21 protein-coding genes and 1 other annotated feature are annotated in these 18,571 nt (G+C 43.6%); of the genes, 15 read left to right on the forward strand and 6 right to left on the reverse strand.

Annotated elements, in window-relative coordinates; translation table 11 throughout:
• The first annotated feature begins 1 nt into the window (after position 1).
• The 13 genes from RTX25_RS02240 to RTX25_RS02300 all read left to right on the forward strand — a co-directional run bounded on the left by RTX25_RS02240 (position 2) and on the right by RTX25_RS02300 (position 9,414).
• Positions 2-925, forward strand: a complete 924-nt coding sequence (locus RTX25_RS02240; protein WP_312649939.1) for an RluA family pseudouridine synthase — start codon at positions 2-4, stop codon at positions 923-925.
• Between the two features lie 156 nt (positions 926-1,081).
• Positions 1,082-1,630, forward strand: coding sequence for a bifunctional pyr operon transcriptional regulator/uracil phosphoribosyltransferase PyrR (gene pyrR, locus RTX25_RS02245; RefSeq protein ID WP_312649942.1), 549 nt, complete (start codon positions 1,082-1,084; stop codon positions 1,628-1,630).
• The gene (locus RTX25_RS02250) at positions 1,627-2,400 is read left to right on the forward strand and encodes an exodeoxyribonuclease III (RefSeq protein ID WP_312649945.1); all 774 of its coding nucleotides are present in this window, start codon (positions 1,627-1,629) and stop codon (positions 2,398-2,400) included. The genes pyrR and RTX25_RS02250 overlap by 4 nt, the downstream gene beginning before the upstream one ends.
• A complete protein-coding gene (locus tag RTX25_RS02255) occupies positions 2,401-3,531 on the forward strand; it encodes a class I SAM-dependent RNA methyltransferase (protein WP_312649947.1) in 1,131 nt (376 codons plus the stop codon).
• Positions 3,532-3,542: 11 nt separating this feature from the next.
• Positions 3,543-4,547 (forward strand): asparaginase, encoded by a 1,005-nt coding sequence (locus tag RTX25_RS02260; RefSeq protein WP_312649950.1) that lies wholly within the window; start codon positions 3,543-3,545, stop codon positions 4,545-4,547.
• Between the two features lie 52 nt (positions 4,548-4,599).
• Positions 4,600-5,478, forward strand: coding sequence for a YicC/YloC family endoribonuclease (locus RTX25_RS02265; protein ID WP_312649953.1), 879 nt, complete (start codon positions 4,600-4,602; stop codon positions 5,476-5,478).
• A 10-nt stretch (positions 5,479-5,488) separates the two neighbouring features.
• A complete protein-coding gene (gene remA, locus RTX25_RS02270; protein WP_312649956.1) occupies positions 5,489-5,764 on the forward strand; it encodes an extracellular matrix/biofilm regulator RemA in 276 nt (91 codons plus the stop codon).
• On the forward strand, positions 5,757-6,371 hold the full coding sequence (gene gmk / locus RTX25_RS02275; protein WP_312649959.1) for a guanylate kinase: 615 nt from the start codon (positions 5,757-5,759) through the stop codon (positions 6,369-6,371). Before remA ends, gmk begins: the two co-directional genes overlap by 8 nt.
• The gene (gene rpoZ / locus RTX25_RS02280) at positions 6,368-6,586 is read left to right on the forward strand and encodes a DNA-directed RNA polymerase subunit omega (RefSeq protein WP_312650255.1); all 219 of its coding nucleotides are present in this window, start codon (positions 6,368-6,370) and stop codon (positions 6,584-6,586) included. The genes gmk and rpoZ overlap by 4 nt, the downstream gene beginning before the upstream one ends.
• A 1-nt stretch (position 6,587) precedes the next feature.
• Entirely contained in the window at positions 6,588-7,793 is a 1,206-nt protein-coding gene (coaBC, locus tag RTX25_RS02285) for a bifunctional phosphopantothenoylcysteine decarboxylase/phosphopantothenate--cysteine ligase CoaBC (protein WP_312649961.1), read from the forward strand.
• Between the two features lie 169 nt (positions 7,794-7,962).
• Positions 7,963-8,454 (forward strand): RNA polymerase sigma factor, encoded by a 492-nt coding sequence (locus RTX25_RS02290; RefSeq protein WP_312649964.1) that lies wholly within the window; start codon positions 7,963-7,965, stop codon positions 8,452-8,454.
• Entirely contained in the window at positions 8,441-8,788 is a 348-nt protein-coding gene (locus RTX25_RS02295) for a hypothetical protein (protein ID WP_312649967.1), read from the forward strand. Before RTX25_RS02290 ends, RTX25_RS02295 begins: the two co-directional genes overlap by 14 nt.
• Positions 8,785-9,414, forward strand: a complete 630-nt coding sequence (locus tag RTX25_RS02300) for a zinc ribbon domain-containing protein (RefSeq protein ID WP_312649969.1) — start codon at positions 8,785-8,787, stop codon at positions 9,412-9,414. The genes RTX25_RS02295 and RTX25_RS02300 overlap by 4 nt, the downstream gene beginning before the upstream one ends.
• Before the next feature lie 49 nt (positions 9,415-9,463).
• Here the strand turns inward: RTX25_RS02300 and RTX25_RS02305 are convergent, their stop codons facing one another.
• From RTX25_RS02305 to RTX25_RS02325, 5 genes are all read right to left on the reverse strand, one after another.
• On the reverse strand, positions 9,464-10,168 hold the full coding sequence (locus tag RTX25_RS02305; RefSeq protein ID WP_397428509.1) for an ABC transporter ATP-binding protein: 705 nt from the start codon (positions 10,166-10,168) through the stop codon (positions 9,464-9,466).
• Positions 10,152-10,940, reverse strand: coding sequence for an ABC transporter ATP-binding protein (locus tag RTX25_RS02310; protein ID WP_312649975.1), 789 nt, complete (start codon positions 10,938-10,940; stop codon positions 10,152-10,154). Before RTX25_RS02310 ends, RTX25_RS02305 begins: the two co-directional genes overlap by 17 nt.
• A gap of 2 nt (positions 10,941-10,942) precedes the next feature.
• Positions 10,943-11,866, reverse strand: a complete 924-nt coding sequence (locus RTX25_RS02315) for a branched-chain amino acid ABC transporter permease (protein WP_312649978.1) — start codon at positions 11,864-11,866, stop codon at positions 10,943-10,945.
• An 8-nt stretch (positions 11,867-11,874) separates the two neighbouring features.
• Complete coding sequence (locus RTX25_RS02320) at positions 11,875-12,759, reverse strand: branched-chain amino acid ABC transporter permease (RefSeq protein WP_312649980.1); 885 nt, start codon at positions 12,757-12,759, stop codon at positions 11,875-11,877.
• Positions 12,760-12,830: 71 nt separating this feature from the next.
• Entirely contained in the window at positions 12,831-13,994 is a 1,164-nt protein-coding gene (locus tag RTX25_RS02325) for an ABC transporter substrate-binding protein (RefSeq protein ID WP_312649982.1), read from the reverse strand.
• 67 nt (positions 13,995-14,061) lie between these two features.
• Positions 14,062-14,296, reverse strand: a binding site (T-box leader).
• A gap of 324 nt (positions 14,297-14,620) precedes the next feature.
• Between RTX25_RS02325 and RTX25_RS02330 the strand changes: the two genes are divergently transcribed.
• Positions 14,621-15,487, forward strand: a complete 867-nt coding sequence (locus tag RTX25_RS02330; RefSeq protein ID WP_312649987.1) for a CHAD domain-containing protein — start codon at positions 14,621-14,623, stop codon at positions 15,485-15,487.
• A 33-nt stretch (positions 15,488-15,520) separates the two neighbouring features.
• Here RTX25_RS02330 and RTX25_RS02335 read toward each other — a convergent pair whose 3' ends face one another.
• Positions 15,521-16,183, reverse strand: coding sequence for a DUF3221 domain-containing protein (locus RTX25_RS02335; protein WP_312649988.1), 663 nt, complete (start codon positions 16,181-16,183; stop codon positions 15,521-15,523).
• A gap of 199 nt (positions 16,184-16,382) precedes the next feature.
• Here RTX25_RS02335 and priA point away from each other — a divergent pair, with 199 nt between their 5' ends.
• Positions 16,383-18,566 carry a primosomal protein N' gene (gene priA, locus RTX25_RS02340; protein ID WP_312649991.1) on the forward strand — a complete coding sequence of 728 codons (2,184 nt, stop codon included), beginning with the start codon at positions 16,383-16,385 and terminating at the stop codon, positions 18,564-18,566.
• Positions 18,567-18,571: the final 5 nt, after the last annotated feature.

Below are 18,571 nucleotides of genomic sequence, written 5' to 3' on the forward strand. Positions count from 1 at the left end.
TTTGGAAGAACTGCAGTATCTGGTAGAAAAAGAAGCGGACGGGAAAAGGCTGGATGTATATCTCAGCGAGAATCTGCCTGACCTCTCCCGCTCTTACATACAAAAGCTCATCGACAGGGAATGCATCACGGTTGAAGGGAAAGTCAGAAAGCCCTCTTTTAAAGTTCATGAAGAGGACAGCATTCTTCTGGAACTTCCCGAACTTGAAGAACTTGAAGTCACTGCGACAGATATTCCCATCAATATTCTCTATGAGGATGAGGATGTCGTTGTGGTCAATAAAAATAAAGGTATGGTTGTTCATCCTGCTCAAGGAAATTACCATAATACGCTTGTGAACGCGCTTCTCTATCATATTTCGGACCTATCCGGAATCAATGGTATCTTAAGACCGGGAATCGTTCATCGAATTGACAAGGACACTACTGGGATTCTGGTTGTGGCTAAAAATGACCTGGCACACGGTTATCTTTCCTGCCAGCTGAGAGATCATTCCATGAAGAGGGAGTACTATGCTCTAGTCCATGGAAATGTAAAAAAAGACAGAGGTACAGTGGATGCACCTCTTGCAAGATCGAAAAAGGACAGGTTGAAGATGGCAATCAGTGAAGACGGTAAAAGAGCTGTTACACATTATGAGGTCGTCCGAAGATATAAGGATTATACCCTGATTAAAGCAAAGCTAGAAACGGGAAGAACCCACCAGATCAGAGTGCATATGGCCTCTTTACATCACCCGCTTGCAGGAGATTATGTTTACGGTCATAAGAAGGAAAGCATAAAAGGGCAGCTTCTGCATGCAGCAACTCTGGGGTTTGAGACACCTTTGAAGGGTTACCTTCAGTTTTCCGCACCGGTGCATGATGAGTTCAGAGAGTTCCTGATAAAGCTGCATCGTATGGAGAAGAATAAGAACAATAAATGAATAATATTAACAAATAATGAACACATCCTAGCCCATGGCTAGGATTATTTAGTATAATAAAATGATATCAGAATAGTGTTTTCAATAAATATCAGTGATTATATAAAAAATGGAAAGGTGGTGTCATAACATAGAAACTGCGTTTCTATGGTGTTTATGGATTTTAAAGCTGGACTTTTAGATGAAAAAGCAATTGAAAGAGCTCTGGTCAGAATCTCACATGAAATTGTAGAGAAAAACAAAGGTGTTGAGGATCTCGTACTTATAGGAATCAAAAGAAGAGGTGTACCTCTTGCAGAAAGAATCAGAGAGAACATACTGAAGTTTGAAGACGTTCTGCTTCCTGTCGCTAGTGTCGACATTACACTTTATCGTGATGATCTGGAAGAGGACTATGATACGCCATTTATCCGGAATGCGCTGATTGAAGTGCCGATCAAAGATAAGAAGGTGATTCTGGTCGATGATGTGCTCTATACCGGACGTACAGTAAGAGCTGCACTGGATGCTGTCACCAAAAACGGAAGACCCAAAAGCATACAGCTGGCGGTCCTGATCGACAGAGGACATCGTGAACTGCCTATCCGAGCAGATTATGTCGGGAAGAATGTACCCACTTCCAGAAACGAACTGGTTAAAGTGATGCTTGAAGAGATCGATGGTAGAAATGCAGTGGATATCTATACAAAGGAAGGTAACGAATGAAGATCGTATCATGGAATGTAAATGGACTAAGAGCAATAATGAAGAAGGGATTCAAAGAGAGTGTGATCGCACTTGATCCGGACATCCTTTTTATACAGGAAACAAAAATGCAGGAGGACCAGCTCGTAGAGGAGATTCTGCTGAAGGAGCTGGGATATACCCTGACCATGCACTCAGGCATTAGAAAAGGCTATTCCTCTGTTGCGGTCTACAGCCGCATCGCTGTGGATGAAATCATAAAGGGCTGCGGAATCGAAATCTATGATGTGGAAGGCAGAGTCCTTCAGGTGAATGTGGGTGACTATGCGATATTCGGTATCTACTTCCCCAACGGCGGAAGAGGAGAAGAAAGACTCGCCTATAAAATGAAGTTCTATGATGATCTTCTTCTGAAGTTCAATGAACTGAAAGAAGCAGGCAGAAAGGTGATCATCACCGGAGATTTCAATGTGGCGCATAATGAGATAGACCTTGCGAATCCTGAAAGCAACAGAAAGACCTCCGGATTTCTGGATATAGAAAGAAACTGGTTCTCGAAACTTCTGAGTCATGGATTTGTCGATGTATATCGAGCTGCCAATCCCGAAAAGGTGATCTACACATACTGGGATCAGAGATTCCGTGCACGTGACCGGAATGTGGGCTGGAGAATCGACTACTTTGTGGTTTCCGAGAATGTGCTGGGAGACATCGAAGATGCTGCCATATACAACGAAATCATGGGTTCGGACCACTGTCCTCTCTCACTGACACTCAAAGGAGAAGTTTAAATGGATTACAGACTCATCGCCACCTGTGCATTCGGTATAGAGAAAATCTTATCCAATGAACTGAAAGAACTGGGATATGAAGACCTGAAAGTGGAAAATGGTAAAGTGGAGTTTGATGGGGATGAGATGGATATCGCCATATGCAATATTCATCTTCGAACAGCAGAAAGAGTACTCATAAAACTTGGAGAATTTAAAGCGTTATCATTCGAAGAACTCTTTCAAGGTACAAAGGCTATTAATTTCGGAGAGCTGATTCCCATAAGCGGAAAGATGCACGTAGTGGGAAAATCCGTGAAAAGTCAGCTGCACAGTGTACCCGACTGCCAGAGTATCGTAAAGAAAGCGGTAGTCGAATCCATGAAAAAAACCTATGACCGTGAAATTTTCGCGGAAACCGGTGCAGTGTACAAGATCGAAATCGCTCTGCTTAAAGATATCGCCACGATTACGGTAGATACTTCTGGAGCAGGTCTCCACAGAAGAGGCTATAGAGAGCATTCAGGTGCTGCACCTCTCAAGGAAACACTGGCCGCGGCACTTGTGCTCATTTCGGGATATGACGGTTCTAGACCGCTTATCGATCCATTCTGCGGTTCAGGTACAATTCTTATCGAGGCGGCAATGATTGCCAGAAATATCGCACCAAATGCGGACAGAGAGTTTGTTTCGGAATCCTGGCCAAGCTTTCCTAAGGACATCTATCCCCAGGTCAGAGACGGTGCAAGAAATCAGGTGAAATCCCTGAACACTTCTATTACCGGATATGACAATGACACCTATGTTCTGTCAACCGCAAAGATGAATGCAAAGAAAGCTGGAGTTTTCAATAACATCTTTTTCAAGCATTCTGATTTTATGGATCTGAAATATACGGAGAAAAATGTCACCATCATCACGAACCCGCCTTATGGTGAGCGTCTTGGAGAGCTTGAAACCATAAGAATGCTCATGGAGAAGATGGGGCGTGACAAGGCGGTACATGAAGATTTTGATATGTATGTCTTATCTGCTGTTGAAGGATTTGAAAAAGCGTTCGGCAGAAAATCGCATAAGAACAGGAAGCTCTATAACGGAAGGATCCTGACTTATCTTTATCAGTATTTTGCAGAAAAAAAGAAAGAGGATTAAGGATAGATGCAATGAAAAAAATTGTAGTTATTTTCAATGGTGGAACCATTTCCATGAAAGTGGATCCCAAAATCAAAGCGGCAGTTCCTTCACTCACAGGCGAAGAAATCATGCACATGGTCACTGGAATCGAGAAACATGCGGAGGTCATTTCGTATAACTTCAGCTCCTTTCCAAGTCCTCACATGACCATGGAAAAAATGATGGATCTTAGGAAGTTCACGTTGAATATCATAAAAGAGGATAAACCTGATGGTGTAGTCATTACTCATGGTACCGATACACTGGAGGAAACCGCATTTCTTTTTGATCTCACCATAGATACCCAGATTCCCATCGTTTTTACAGGAGCCATGCGTTCAGGTTCCGAACTCGGCTATGACGGGCCTTCAAATCTTGCACAGTCCATAGTAACGGCTTCGTCAGCTGAATCCAGGAACAGAGGCGTTCTTGTATGCCTCAATGGTGAACTCAATGCCGCTCAGGAAGTCACAAAAACAAATTCGTTATCCCTCAACGCTTTCCGCACGCCATCCTTCGGACCGCTGGGTATAGTCGACAACAACCGTGTCATCTATTACAGGAGCAATGATGTCAGGCAGGTGCACAACATCGAGCAGCTGGTCACTGATGTGGATCTCATCAAGACGGTTGCCGGTATGGACTCGTCCTACCTTAAGTTCCTTGTTGACAAAGGCTCCAAGGGTATCGTCATCGAAGCTTTCGGGCGCGGAAATGTGCCGCCGCAGATGGTGGAAGGAATCCGTTACGCACTATCAAGAAATATCCATGTGGTGATTGTTTCAAGATGCTACGAAGGAAGGGTTTATGGCAGCTACGGGTATGAAGGTGGAGGAAAGCACCTGCGCAATATGGGTGTAATCTTCGGCGACAGTCTTCCCGGACAGAAAGCAAGGATCAAGCTTATGGTTGCATTATCCATCTATAAGGATCCGCTTGATGTAAGAGAATGGTTCGAAAAGGACCTGTATCTTGAAGATACCGATAATGCTTGATTAGATTCGGGTTTAAAGCATATAATGAAGAGTAATAAATTGGAGGCTTATGATGATTAAAAGCATGACAGGTTTTGGAAGAGCCATGTTCGACGATGAAAAACGAAGTTTTCTAGTGGAAATGAGAGCAGTTAATCACAGATATCTGGATATGAATATCAGAATGCCAAAGAGTCTTATGACGCTGGAAGATCGTGTAAGAAAGCTGATTTCAAAATATATTTCCAGAGGAAAAATCGATGTGTTCATCACCTACAAGAATTATGCACGAGAAGATACTGCGGTAAAATCCAATCGAAATCTTGCCAGAGGGTATATGGATATCCTGAGAGGTCTTGGGGAGGAATTCTCACTTAAGGACGATATATCAGTTTCTCTTTTAGCCAGATTCCCCGATGTGGTTTTTACAGAAGAGAAAGAAGAGAACATCGATGAAATCTGGAGCCTGCTGGAAAAAGCTGTGGAAGGCGCTTCCAGAAACATGCTTGAAATGAAGACTGTTGAAGGAGAATCCCTGAAATCGGATATGCTGTCAAAGGCAAAGGAAATTGTCAGCATGGTGGAAAGTGTCAGGGAAAAAGACAGGATGGTCATTCCTTTATATAAAGAAAGACTGGAGAAGAGAATCGGTGAACTTCTTGACACCGTTCCTGTGGATGAGTCGAGACTTGCGCTTGAGATTGCTCTCTATACAGATAAATCCAGCATAGATGAAGAAATAACGAGACTGCTTTCCCATATGGAGCAGCTTGAAAAATTTCTGGATGAGAAAGAGCCGGTGGGAAGAAAACTTGATTTCCTCGCTCAGGAGATGAATCGTGAAGCCAATACCATGGCATCAAAATCCGTTGACATCGAGATCACCAATCTTGTGCTCCTCATCAAAAATGAAATTGAGAAAATCAGAGAACAAATGCAAAATATAGAGTAGGAGTGAGAATATGAACATCAAATTAGTGAACATAGGCTTCGGTAATATTGTGTCAGCAAACAAAATCGTGGCCATCGTATCTCCCGAATCTGCACCGATCAAAAGAATCATACAGGAAGCCAGAGAAAGAGGAATGCTGATTGACGCCACCTACGGAAGAAGAACAAGAGCTGTAGTAGTTACGGATTCTGATCATATCATTCTTTCCGCGGTGCAGCCTGAAACAGTTGCCCATAGACTGGAGACCAAGGATGATATTGCAGATGAGGTAGGTATAGATGAATAGAGGTTTACTCCTGGTCATATCTGGACCGTCAGGAGCAGGTAAAGGTACAGTGTGTGAGGCATACAAGACAAACTGCGGCAATCACGTATGGAACTCCGTTTCCATGACCACCCGAGCACCAAGAGCGGGCGAAGTGGAAGGTGAAAGTTATTATTTTGTCACGAGAGAAGAGTTTCAGAGGAAAATCGAGAATGACGAGTTCCTGGAATTTGCTGAAGTATATGGAAATTTCTATGGAACACCAAGGGCTGAAGTGGAGAAAAAACTTGCTGCAGGCTCAGACGTGATTCTGGAAATCGATATACAGGGTGCACTGAATGTTCAGGAGAACACCACTGAGGGGATTTTCATCTTTATCCTTCCTCCTTCCATGAATGAACTGAAAAAGAGAATCATCGGAAGAGGAAGCGAAACACCGGAGTCCCTTCTGACGCGGTTCAAATCTGCATATAATGAGATCAACTATGTTTCAAAATACAACTATGCCATCACCAATCACACCGTAGATCAGGCATACAGCGATCTTATGTGTATCGTAAGAGCAGAAAGATGCCGTGTCACCCGTGTAACAAACGAAATTTTAACCTTGAAGGAGGAAGAATTATAATGAGTTCATTAATAGAACCATCAGTAACAGAATTACTAAACAGAGTAGAAAACAGATATCGCCTGGTGACCATCACCTCAAGAAGGGCAAGACAGATCATCGACGGTCAGCAGCCGCTCGTAGCGGCGACAAGTGTCAATCCTCTTTCCGTAGCAGTTAACGAAGTGAATGCAGGTCTTATCGAGTATGAAACACTCAAAGACGGCGTGAAGTAACATGAAAAACGTTGTGCTTTGTGTAACGGGTGGAGTAGCGGCCTATAAAGCGCTCGAACTGGTTTCCAGACTGAAGAAACACAACATCAACGTTGACGTGGCAATGACAAAATCTGCCCAGGAATTTGTCACTCCGCTGAGCTTTCAGAGTCTGAGCCAGAATCCGGTGATTACGGACATGTTTGATGAACCGAAAGCCTATGAGATAGCACATATCTCCCTGGCGAAAAAAGCGGATGTATTTGCAGTTGTTCCGGCTACAGCCAATATCATCGGGAAAATGGCTCATGGCATCTCGGATGATTTCATCAGCACCTCCATCATGGCGACTAAAGCTGAGGTGCTCATCGCACCGGCTATGAACACCCAGATGTATGCGAGTCCTATGGTTCAGGAGAATATCGCAAAACTTAAGAGCATAGGCTACACCTTCGTAAGCCCTGGTGCGGGAAGACTCGCCTGCGGTGATGTCGGTGAAGGGAAACTTGCAGTAGTAGATGATATATTTGATGAGATAATGAAGCTCCTTTATCCTAAGAAGGATTTTGCAGGAAGGAAGGTCATTGTGACTGCAGGAGGAACAGAAGCCCCTGTGGATCCGGTGAGGGTCCTGACCAATCGTTCGTCAGGGAAAATGGGTATTGCACTGGCCAAAGCCCTGAAAGACAGAGGCGCAGACGTTACCCTCATTCATGGACACCTTACCGCATCTGTGCCTGACGGCATTAAAACAGTAAGTGCACTCACCAATGAGCAAATGGATCATGAAATCCTGAAGTGTTATGATGATACGGATATGGTGATTATGGCTGCTGCAGTATCGGATTTTAAAGTCAGAGAAATTTCTAAGCATAAGATCAAGAAGAGTGAAGACAGTTTCACTTTGGAACTTGTCAAGGACAAGGATATTCTGAAAGGTCTTGGTGAAAAGAAAAAGAATCAGATCCTTATCGGATTTGCCGCAGAATCACAAGATCTGGAAGCCCATGCCAGGGAGAAACTGGAAAGGAAGAATCTGGACTTTATCGCAGCCAACGACATTTCCGAAGGGATGGTATTCGGCAAGGAGAAGAACAGCATCATCCTTTATGCAAAGGATGGAAAGATGACTGCATTTGGAGAACTCTCCAAAGAAGAGAGTGCACATAGACTCCTGGATGAGATTATGAAAGAGGTTACAAGAAGAGATCAGACCACAGGATTATGAACCGGTTATATAGAACAACCCAAGATTTCACTTAGAACTAAGTGAAATCTTGGGTTTTTGACTTTCTGAATATAAATTCAGGAAAAAAAGATAAATAAATGAACCTTTTTGAATATAATAAAGTATATATAGGTAAGAGGATGAAGTAAGGAAGGGGGGATGGGATAAGATGCTGGAGGGATTTGTCGAAAAATATTCGAAAAGACTCTACCACCTCTGTCTGAAGCTTGAAAGAGACAGGGAAAGAGCGGATGAGCTGTATCAGGAGACCTGGCTGAGAGCGCTTAAAGGCTGGGATACTTATGACCCTCTTCAGGAATTCTACCCCTGGATCACAAAAGTCTGTGTCAACAGCTTCAGAACCCTTCTGAAGAAAAGGGCATTTGAAGGCATGTTTCTGAATTTCATGAGTAATGAAGAAAGAGAGTACTTTACGGATGTACAGAAGAACACTCACACTCCAGACGGGAACGACAGACTGAATGAAGCACTGAAAAGACTGGATTACAGGAAAAGACTTGTTGTGGTTCTTCATTACTACGAAGGTTACTCGGTGAAAGAAATCTCCTCCATGGCCGGTATCAAAGAAGGAACTGTGAAGTCCCGACTTCATCTGGCAAGAGAGGAATTAAGGGAGGCACTGGAAGATGAAAGACTTTAGGAAACCGGATGATCTGTTGACTGCGCTTTTTAATGAGGAAAAGCTGAAAAATGAAAAAGACGGGTCATATATGCTCGAACCTTACTTAAATGAAACCCATCTTCGTTCTCTCGAAAAAGAGAGAAAAGAACGGAAACTGATCATCTTTATGGCGACCACAGGGATGGCTCTGATGGATTTTTCATTTGCGCTCATCATATCACGCTTCATTCCTATGGCTTCATGGATGATTTTTGTCATGGCGTTCCTGCTCCTTTTCATGTCGGGAGCCATTGTTCTAATGTTTTACGGACTGAATAAACTTGTACAGAATAAGGAGGTTATGAATTTATGAATGCAATGATAGCAGCCTCATTAATTCCATTCATCATCATTATCGGGCTGTTTCTGGTGGTTCCAGTACTCATCGGTGTCTATGTCTATCGTGATGCCACAGAGAGAGGGATGAATGCAGTGCTCTGGACAATCGTTGCGGTGTTTGTTCCTTCACTTATCGGGCTGATCATTTATCTGATTTTCAGGGAGAACTATTCCTCTCTGTCCTGCGCGAGCTGTGGAGAAACGGTGCAGAACAGCTACCTGAGCTGCCCTCGCTGCGGAGCTTCACTTAAGGAGAGATGCCCTTCATGCGGCACAGCGGTGGAAGCTCATTTCAACGTATGCCCCAGATGCTCAGAAGATCTCACCAATGACAGAATAAATGCGGTGTCAGGGACCAGAGTCAATAAGAGAAGCAACGGATCACTCATCGCAGTTCTTGCCATTGTGGTGCTCCTTCCTCTTATCATCGTTATCCTTCTGGGCGGACTGTTTTTTGTCAATCGGATGGAAACAACGAGAACAACGGAGTTTGAAGTGCCTCAGGAGGATTTCTTCAATTTTGAAGATCAGGAGCACGAAACGGTTCTTGTATGGGAAACAGGGGAGTGCATTGTTTCCGGAGAAATATATAAGAGCTGAGAAAATGACCAGATGATTGTGATATGTATCATGATCATCTGGTCATTATTTATCCGCCTAAGTAGGCTTTTCTGATTTCTTCGTTATTGAAAAGATCCTTGGAATCACCTTCCATATCGACATAACCGTTCTTCAGGATGTACCCGCGATGAGAATATTTCAGGGCGAGGTTTGCATTCTGTTCCACCAGAAGGACGGTCGTCCCTTGTTTGTTGATGTCGGTTATGATACTGAAAATCTCTTCCACAATAAGCGGGGCAAGACCCATTGAGGGTTCGTCCAGAAGGAGGAGCCTCGGTCTTGAGAGCAGTCCTCTGGCGATGGCCAGCATCTGCTGTTCGCCACCGGAAAGAGTTCCTGCCATCTGGTGCTTTCTTTCAAGAAGTCTTGGAAAAAGTTCAAAAGATCGCTGAAAGTCTCTGGAAATTCCTTCCTTATCCTTTCTTGTGATGGCACCGACTTCCAGATTCTCATAGACGGTCATCCTAGGGAAGATTCTTCTTCCTTCCGGTACATGAGATAGTCCGAGCTTAACAATGTCTGATGCCAGGGTTCTAGAGATATCTTTTCCACTGTAGAGAATATCACCTGATGTTTTCTTCACCAGCCCCGAAATGGTCCGAAGGGTAGTGGTCTTTCCTGATCCGTTAGCGCCGATGAGAGAGACAATCTCACCCTCCTGAATATGGAACGACACATCCTTGAGAGCCTGAATGGCTCCATAATGGACGGACAGATTATTTAGCTTGAGCAACATAGTCACCTCCGAGATAGGCTTTGATAACCTTTTCATTATTCTGTATGCTCTCCGGATTTCCTTCAGCTATGAGATGACCATAGTCGAACACAAAGATCTTGTCGCAGAGTTTCATGACAAGAGACATATCATGTTCAATAAGAACGATGGTCAGACCGAATTCATCCTTGACCCAGCGGATGAGTTTTGTGAGCTCATTGGTTTCATTGGGATTCATACCTGCCGCGGGTTCATCAAGGAGAAGTACCTTGGGATCTGAAGCCAGAGCTCTTGCAATCTCCACTTTACGCTGATCTCCATAGGACAGGTTTCTGGCTTTTTCATTTTTCTTTTCCAGAAGATTGAAGATTCTAAGGAGCTCTGTCACCTTATCCGAGGCCTGCTTTTCTCCCGTGAAGTAAGATGGCAGTCTTAATATGGAAGACAGTACACCATAATTCATATTGGAATGGTATCCGAGAAGTACGTTATCAAATACAGTCATCTCCTTGAAGAGGCGGATATTCTGGAAAGTTCTGGCAATGCCGTATCTGGCCATCCTTTGAGGCTTCAGCTGGCGGCTCTTCACTTCCTCTTCAAGATTGTAGGTGATTTCACCTGAGGTGGGGCTGTAGATTCCGGTCAGAAGATTGAAGAAAGTCGTTTTACCGGCTCCATTAGGACCGATGATTCCTGTGATCTCATTTTCTTCAATGACGATGTCTATATCCTGAACAGCTTTGACTCCACCGAATTCCTTTGAAAGCTTCGATACATTTAACAGTTCCATGGCTATGCCTCCTTCAAAATCATTTTTCTGAATTTAGCCAGAATTCTCTGAGGTTTGTATACCATCATGATGAACAGGATGACGGCATAGATGACCATTCTCAATTCGGGTATTCCCTGAAGAGAAAGAGATAGAAGAGAAAGGGTGATGGCGCTGATCACAGAGCCCCTGATGCTGCCCAGACCACCCATAACCACAATGACCAGGATGTCTACAGATTTCATAAACCCGAAAGAATCCGGTTTGATGAAATAGAAGAAGTTGGCATAAAGGGAACCTGCAACACCGGCAAAGAGCGCTCCAAGGGAAAAGACCAGGACCTTATAGTAGCTGGTGTTGACTCCCATGGATCTGGATGCGATTTCATCTTCCTTTATGGAAATTACAGCCCGTCCGTTGTAGGAGGAAATGAAATTCGAGATGACCACAATGGTGAGGACAATAAGGGAAAAGAGCCATGTCCAGCTGGTATAACGGGGAATGTCGTTAAGTCCCATTGCCCCACCGCCATATTTCCAGTTCAGCCCGATGATTCTTACAATCTCACCGAATCCCAAGGTTGCGATGGCCAGATAATCCCCTTTGAGTCTGAGCGTAGGAATACCGATTAAAAGCCCCGCCAGAGCTGCAGTAGCAGCCGCACCCAGAATACCTGCGATAAAGGGCAGGCCTAGCCTTGCTGTGAGGATACCAGAAGCATAAGCTCCTATGGACATGAACGCGGCATGTCCTAGCGAGAACTGGCCGGTAAATCCTGTGATGAGGTTAAGGCTGACAGCCAGAATGATGTTGATGCCGATGCTTACGATGTTCAGAAAAATGTAGGAATCAATGATGCCGGCATTCATCATCACCATCACAGCAGTATAGAAAGCCAGGATGAGTAGGGTTTTTATGAGATTATTGCGATTCATAATAGATTTCATATGTACACCTATACCTTTTCGTTGTCTTTATACCCTAATAGACCGGTGGGTCTTACAAGGAGTACAATGATCAGGATCAGAAATGCTGCAGCGTCTTTGTATAGAGATCCGCCCATGGAGCTGACCAGTGTTTCCAGAAGGCCAAGGAAAAATCCACCGAAGACCGCTCCTGGAATAATTCCTATTCCACCGATTACAGCAGAAACAAAGGCTTTCAGTCCTGGCGTGGCACCCATGAGGGGATTGATGGTGCTGTAGTAGACGCCTATCAGTACACCGGCGGCTCCAGCAAGTGAGGAGCCTAGAAAAAATGTATATGAAATGGTCCTGCTGACATTTATGCCCATAAGCTCAGCGGCATCCCTATCCTGTGAAAGGGCTCTCATGGATTTTCCTGCTTTGGTTCTGTTTGTGATATACATAAGAATGATCATGAGTAGGGCTGTGATACCGATGATGTACAGGCTCCTGATATCAATGACGGCACCTGTTCCAAAGACCCGGATCTGATCTGATGGGAGAATCTCTTTGTAGGTTCTGCTTTCAGGTCCGACGAAATACATCATTCCATATTGAAGAAAAAGTGAAACGGCGATGGCTGTGATGAGGGCTGAAATTCTTGATCCCCCTCTTAACGGTTTATACGCAACCTTCTCGATGATTACACCAAGGATACCGCAGAGCGCCATGGAAAGAAGAAGAGCGGGCAGGAATGAGAATCCCAGAATGCCTGTCAGGGCAAAACCGATATAGGCTCCGACCATGAGCACATCTCCATGTGCGAAGTTGATCAGGTTGATGATTCCGTAAACCATAGTATAGCCAAGTGCAATAAGGGCATAGATACTACCAAGAGATATTCCGTTTATCAATTGCTGGACAGTCTGTTCCAAAATATTTTTCCTCCTTCAATTGGAGTACAGGCTGTCCTTTTGAAGGACAGCCTGATCCATTCGCTCCGTTTTTATGGTTCCTGCTTCATGAGATAGGTTGGAACTCCATCCTTGACTTCAAGTATGGTAACCGCCTTTATAGGGTTATGGAATTCATCCATGGTAAGGGTTCCTGTGATGCCTTTAAAGTTCTCGGTGGCAGCTAAGGCATCCTTCAGTTTTTCGCGGTCCACTTCACCAGCTCTTTCCAGAGCATCTGCGAGCATATACGCCATGTCATAGCCAAGAGCATTGAATGCATCGGGATCCGAACCATATACCTTCTTGAAAGCGTTTCTGTATGCGATCACTTCGGGTGAGGTATCATCAGATGAGTAGTGATTTGAGTAGTAGGTTCCGTTCAGGTTTTCTGCTCCTGCAATTTCAACAAGCTTTGGCGAGTCAAAACCGTCAGCGCCAAGTATAGGAACATCGATACCCAGTTCTCTAGCCTGTTTGATGATAAGTCCTACTTCCTCATAGTATCCTGGGACAAAAAGAACATCGGGATCAGCAGCTTTTATGGTGGTCAGAAGTGTCTTGAAATCTGTATCTTTAGCCTGATATGCTTCTTCTGACACGATTTCTCCTCCCAGTGCGGTATATGTGGCTTTAAAGGCATCTGTGAGCCCCTGACTGTAGTCTGAGGTGTTGTCCCTGAGGATGGCTGTTTTAAGAAAGCCCAGTTCCTTGGCGGCAAAGTTTGCCATGGTGACTCCCTGGAAGGAATCGCTGAAACAGGTCTTGAAGACATATTGTCTGACGCCTCCCTTGGCATCGAATGTTACGTCATCCGCCGTAGATGAAGCCGAGATGAGCGGTACCTTATTTTCCTCGGCTGGGGGCAGGGCGGCTTTCACATTACCGGATGTAGCAGGTCCCAATATAGCTACGACCTTATCTCTTGTGGCAAGTCTTGAAGAAACATTGGCCGCCTCATCGCCTAGAGATTTGTTGTCTGCTTTGATGAGCTCAATCTGTTTACCCAGTACTCCGCCTTTCGCATTGATCTCTTTGACGGCAAATTCGATGCCGTTGACCAGACTTGTGCCATAGGTGGATACGCTGCCTGACAGCTCATAGTTAAGTCCAACCTTTACTGTGTCTCCTGCGCCGACAGCTTCTTTCGATCCGCATCCCGTAAAAAGTATTGTGGACATGAGTCCGGCTGTGAATAATCCTAGTGCTTTTTTCATTTGTTTTCCCTCCGTTTTAATGATTATATAATTTGTAATAAAAAAAAACCCTATTATGCAAATGCATAATAAAGGTGCTTGGCACGTTACCACTTTATCTTTATAAGATCATCACTGATCTTACCTCATCGGGTTCAGACAAACCCTGGCCCTTTAACGCTGGCATGCGTCACGACTTACTATATGGTTCAGTCATGAGACTCAGAAGTGATTTATTCTCTGCGTCGGTATCATCGGTTCTCAGCTTTTCCGATTCTCTGTAAAAACACGATCTGCAGTTTTTTCTTCGTCATGGTCCTTATCCTATGGGAAAATAATCGAGGTGTACAACCTTGAAGTGATGTTAACACTTTAATAATATACTGTCAACAATATTTTTATGTTGATGATAATAACGGCAAATTAATACGAATAATTATAATGAGATGGTATATATCCATTAATTTCGTAATTGGAAATGAGAAACGTTTACATATTTGTCATAATTATGGATAATCAAATAACATTACCGATAATCCTTGATTTCGTCAAAGACAAAGTTTATGATGAATTAAAATCTTGCCTGACAGTTCTTGAAAATTTGATGATTTTGCAGTGGATTTCTGCTGACAGAAGAAGGTGAAAAGATGGAACATAAAGTGATCGGAGATTTCAGAAGACATGTCAGAATCATATTTCTGGAACTGGATGAACTTCTCTTTAAACTGAAGCTGAATGGTGAAAACGAGGATATGGAGAAGCTTGTCCATGAGATCCGGGTGAATTTCAGAAGGCTGATTTCTCTTTTATATTTCCATAAAACGCTCATCAGAAAAAAGCCTCTAAAAAGGCTTAATGAAGACATTGAACTCCTGCTTCGTAGCTTTGCTGCGGATAGAACCGGTCATGTCCTGATGAAGAACATTGAAAGATATGATAAAGAGGGTGAACATGGCCGTATACTAAAGGCTATCGTCGAGCGCGAAATGGCTCTGAAGAAACAAATCGACCGGCACCATCTGGATCCACTTTCTTTCAGAGTGACTTACGAAGGAACACTGAAGACACTTCTTGGTTTCGGTAGGGAAATCTTCAGAAGAAACAGCTCTCAGTGCAGTGACATACTTGCCTTCTCCATCAACCGATACAAGGAGATGATGGAGGAGCTTAAGCATCTGGAGGATACTGTAAATTTCGAGAAGAAGAGGTCCATTCACCGGTTAAGGGTTGCAGCCAAGAATATTTACTACACTCTGGAGTCGAGACAGGAGAGTCTAGGAGAACTTGCTGTGCGCAGAGCAGCCTATCTTAAGGAGATTCAGAACATTGCTGGAAAGATTCATGATGCAGATGTGAATCTTAAAATTCTGTCAGAATTGAATCTGTCTGAAGAAGAGAATAATGTTCTGGAAGGATTTCTAGACCATCTCAGTGAAGAGAGAAAAAGAAAGGTTTCAGATCTCAAGGAACTGATCCATCCGGATAGACGTGAAGAAAAGGAATCGCATTCATAGTGGTGATTCCTTTTCTTCTGCTTTTTGTTCCGGTTAGTCATTTGCCCTGATCTTTGTGATGACGACTGATGAAGATATGGCCTGCATCGGATAACTCTTTGCCATGGCACCGCGGATTAAAACGAAAACCTCATCTCCTGGGATAATCATTCCACTTCTTTCCTGATTACCGAATGGGTAAAAGGAATCTCGAGGAATACTGACATAAACTTCTGTATTCTCACCGTATCCAGTGACATTTCCTCGGACAAGAAAAGTCAGGATCGTTGTACCGCTTCCGGGCTTAACCTCCAGGACTTCCCCTGAAATCATAAAGTATGGAGAATCTTCTGAAAGGATTTCGATTGTATCAGCATCTGCCTGAGCTGGATAGCTTGTGCGTATGCTGTCCGGACCTGCTATTCTGATGTGGTTTCCGATGGAAAGGTCATTGAAGCAGCCTTTTCTCTGGCCGATCTTTGTGTCCCGGTTCAGCATAAAACTTGTCACGGTATTTGCACCGGTGTTCTCCGAATGGATGAATCTCCCATCTACAAGCATGGATGCGATGCCGTTATTGATACTGATGCTGATGATGGTTCCTTCATATACGGTTTTATCAGATCTGTCCAGATATCTGTAAAGCGCAAATGCAGAGACTGTTAGGATGAGCAGTGCAATGATGATGAATTTTCCTGTACTCGTCTGTTTTTTCATGGTTCCTCCATAAAGCTCATTCATGTATTTATTATCCAATTTATAACATGGATTGGGTAAAATGAAATGACAGATTTCTTACACATACCGTAATAAGTGACTAGATGGAGTCCAGCTGCAGTATAAAGGATTCGAAGTGTATGATGGAAGCTGTGTCGGTTTGATGCTATAATAATAAGGTTGATAAGGTGGTGAGAAAATGTCGTTTGCAGGGATTATCGTAAATAATGAAGCACTGGCAATGGATATGATATTTACCTATAAAGTACCAGAGGCTATGGAAGTCTCCGTGGGACAGCGGGTGAAAGTATCATTTGGTCAGGGCAATAAAAAAATCGATGGATTCGTCCTGAAGATTACAGAGAATGTACCTGAAAACATAAAAAGGATCAAGGAAATCCATAGTGTTTATCCTGAAATTTATTTTGACGAGGATAAAGTGGATTTTATTGAAGAAATCCGAAGAAGATATTTATCGACCTATCTGGATGCAATAAAACTTCTTATCCCAAGAGGCATTTTGAATGGAATGAAATATAAGGTGAGCGAGAAGCTGTATCATATCAAAGAAGCCGACGGCAGGTATGAAAAAGAACCTTATCTCGGCATTCTGGACCTCGTGAAAAAGAACCAGGGTAATTTCATCAAAGCGGATATTTCGAAGCTGGGTTTTTCACTCAGTTCAGTAAATACGCTGATTAAACATGGCTATCTGACTGTTATGAGTGAAAATGACTATCGATATAATGTGGATGAATTTGAAGATTATAAAGCAAAAAATCTGAATAAAGAGCAGTCGTATGGCGTGGAAAAAATAAGCAGTGCCCTAGGAACTTACCTTCTGCATGGAATTACAGGATCGGGAAAGACAGAAGTGTTTCTGGAACTTATTCGAAGGAACATCGAGAAGGGTTATGACAGTATTGTGCTTCTTCCGGAAATCAGTCTCACACCTCAGATGATTGAAAGGTTCAAAGGCAGATTCGGAAAGGACATCACGATCTTCCATTCGAGATTAAGTGATGGAGAGAGATATGATGAATGGCATAGAGTAAGAAGCGGGAAGGTGAAGATCGCCATCGGTGCAAGGTCTGCGCTGTTTCTGCCCTTTAAGAATCTCAAACTGGTCGTGATTGATGAAGAGCATGAGAGCACATACAAATCGGAGATGAGTCCGAAATACAACGCCAAGGAAATCGCCGAATATATGATGAAGAGAAATGAAGGTCAGCTGATTCTTGCATCAGCAACACCTTCGGTGGAGTCGTTTCATCGTGCTGAAAATAAGGAAATCGAACTCATTACCCTAAGTGAACGAGCGACAAGTGCCAGCCTTCCTCAGATGGACGTAGTGGATATGCGCGACGAACTTCTGAGCGGCAACCGATCGATTTTTTCGAACAGGCTGATGCAGAAGATCACCGAGACGCTCGAAAGAAAAGAGCAGATCATTCTCTTTCTCAACCGTAGAGGGTTTTCAACATTTGTATCGTGCCGTGCCTGCGGTTTCGTCTTTAAATGTGAGAACTGCGATATCAGCATGACCCATCACAGGGATAACTCATTGATGTGTCATCAGTGTGGAGCAAGAAAGTACCTGCCGAAAACCTGTCCTTCCTGTCAGTCTAAATACATCAAACAGTTCGGTACAGGCACAGAGAAAGTGGAAGCTGCGATCAGACAGGCATTTCCTTCTGCAAGAGTAATGAGGATGGACAGAGACACAACGAAACAGAAGAGTTCATATGAGACCATGTACAATGATTTCAAGAACAATGAATGCGACATTCTCATCGGCACACAGATGATCAGCAAGGGTCTGGATTTCAAGGATGTGACCCTGGTAGGGATACTTGCCGCGGATCTTTCGCTGAACCTTCCTGATTACCGGGCGGCTGAAAAGACATTTCAGCTGATCACCCAGGTGGCGGGAAGAGCAGGAAGGGGCGACAAGCCGGGAGAAGTCATTATCCAGACTTACAGTCCCGAGAATTTCGCCGTACTTTCTGCAAAATCCCATGACTACATGGGTTTTTACAGAAGAGAAATACAGATGAGAGAGGTTCTTAAGAATCCGCCTTTCTCGAAACTGCTCTACCTTGTATTCAGTTCTGAGGACGAACAGCTATTAATCAAAAATACACAATATCTTGGTGGACTTTTAAGAAAACATTTGACAAAATATGATAATATGATTTTATTAGGACCGGGTCCATGTATCATTTCAAAAATCAAGAACAGCTACAGGTGGCAGGTGCTCATCAAAGGTGACATCAAAGAAGAAACCGCCCTTGAAATCAGAAACCTGATTCATGACGAAATGAAGAATCTGTATAAAGAAATCAAGGTCAGCATGGACATCAATCCGAACAGTATGATGTAAAAAAA

Source organism: Proteiniclasticum sp. (genome assembly GCF_032054185.1).
In the GTDB taxonomy this organism is placed as follows: domain Bacteria; phylum Bacillota; class Clostridia; order Clostridiales; family Clostridiaceae; genus Proteiniclasticum.